The organism is Myxococcus sp. CA039A (assembly GCF_013336645.1).
GTDB lineage: Bacteria > Myxococcota > Myxococcia > Myxococcales > Myxococcaceae > Myxococcus > Myxococcus llanfairpwllgwyngyllgogerychwyrndrobwllllantysiliogogogochensis.
Genome location: NZ_JABUMQ010000632.1, coordinates 1 through 1,812, shown reverse-complemented (window position 1 = coordinate 1,812; position 1,812 = coordinate 1). Strand labels below are relative to the sequence as shown.

Sequence of the window (1,812 nt, the reverse complement as noted above, 5' to 3'; positions counted from 1 at the left end):
AGAGGCGAAGCACGGAAGCACGGAGCAGCGGGGCCTGGGAGAGCTCGAACGGCTTCTGCGCTTCGAGTTGGGCCAGTCGCCGCGCTTCTGTCTCACGCGAGGCTTCGGGCACGGCCTCCAGGTCCGTCACCGGGACGGACAGCTCCACCCGAGGATGGATGTGCTGGACGGCCTCTCCGTCCTCCTGGACGTGGAACGAAGTGCGCAGCGCTTCATGGCGCTGCACCAACTCCTGAATCGCCCGCTCCAGCGCAGCGAGGTTCAGTCCCCCATGGAGCTGGATGGCCGAGGGGATGTTGTAGAACGGACTGCCCGGCTGGAGCCTGTCGAGGAACCACAGGCGCTGCTGCGCGAAGGACAGCGGCAGCGGTCCAGTACGAGGCACCGCCACGAGCGGAGGCAGCTGGAGCGACATGTCCCCGTGGCCCACGGCATCGACGCGAGCCGCGAGCGCCGCAATGGTTGGCGCTTCGAAGAGAGCGCGAAGAGGCAGCTCGACGTCGAAGGCCTTGCGGACGCGAGAGACGACCTGGGTGGCGAGGAGAGAGTGGCCACCGAGGGCGAAGAAGTCGTCGGAGACGCTGACGGAGTCGAGGTGGAGGACCTCTGCCCAGATGGCGGCGAGGCGAGTCTCGGTGGGGTTGCGAGGCGCGAGGAAGGAGTCGGTGGGGCTGGAGTCGGGAGCCGGGAGGGCCTTCCTGTCGAGCTTGCCGTGGGTGTTGATGGGCAGGGCGTCGAGCGCGACGAAGGCCGAGGGCACCATGTACTCGGGGAGGCTGAGGAGCAGCTCCGCGCGAAGAGACGAGGTGTCGACGGAAGCGGGGGTGACGTAGGCGACGAGGCGCTTGAGGCCCGGGACGTCCTCACGGACGAGGGCAGCGGCGTGGTGGACGGAAGCCAGCGCTTCGAGAGCGGTCTCGACTTCGCCCAACTCGATGCGGAAGCCGCGCAGCTTCACCTGGAAGTCGATGCGGCCGAGGTACTCGAGGTGGCCGTGGGCAAGCCAACGGGCTTTGTCACCGGTGCGGTAGAGGCGCGCCCCCGGTACCGAGGAGAAGGGATTGGGGACGAAACGCTCGGCGGTGAGGTCCGGACGGAGGTGGTAGCCGCGAGCGAGGCCGTCGCCGCCGATGAAGAGCTCACCAGGGACGCCGATGGGAGCGGGCTGGAGAGAGGCGTCGAGGATGAAGGTGGCGACGTTGGAGAGCGGCCCACCGAGTGCGGGACGCGCAGAGGAGCGGATGGAGAGCGCGGTGGTGTCGACGGTGGCCTCAGTGGGCCCGTAGACGTTGAAGGCGCTCAGGGAGGGCGAAGAGGAAAGCGTCGCCCAGAGAGAGTCGTCGATGGCCTCACCGCCAATGAGGAGACGCAAGGGGCGCTGAGAAGAAGCAAGGCCTTCGTCAAGGAGGAGGCGGAGGTGAGAAGGGGCGCAGTCGAAGACGTCGAGCTGGTGCTTCTGAATCCAGGAGAGAAGCAGCGGGACGTCTTCGCGAGCGGCCTGAGGGACGAAGCAGAGGCAATGGCCCTGGGCGAGGAAGACGAGCTGCTTGACGGAGGCGTCGAAGGAGAGGGGCGCGTTGAGGGAGATGCGGAGCGGGCGCTGGACGTCGGAGTAGACGGCAGAGGAGAGGGCGGAGAGGAGATTCACCACGGAGGAGTGGTGGACCATCACGCCCTTGGGACGTCCGGTGGAGCCTGAGGTGTAGATGACGTAGGCGAGGTGGGAGGGAAGGGAGACGCGAGGAGGATTGGAGGTGGGGAGCGCGGCGAGAGAGGCGCGCAGTGCGGCGTCATCGAGGCAGAGGGCCGAGC

1 protein-coding gene is annotated in these 1,812 nt (G+C 67.7%); it reads right to left on the bottom strand.

What is annotated here, in order from left to right; translation table 11 throughout:
• Positions 1-1,812, bottom strand: a 1,812-nt coding sequence (locus tag HR086_RS46590) for an AMP-binding protein (protein ID WP_174468882.1), incomplete at both ends; no start/stop codon positions are given.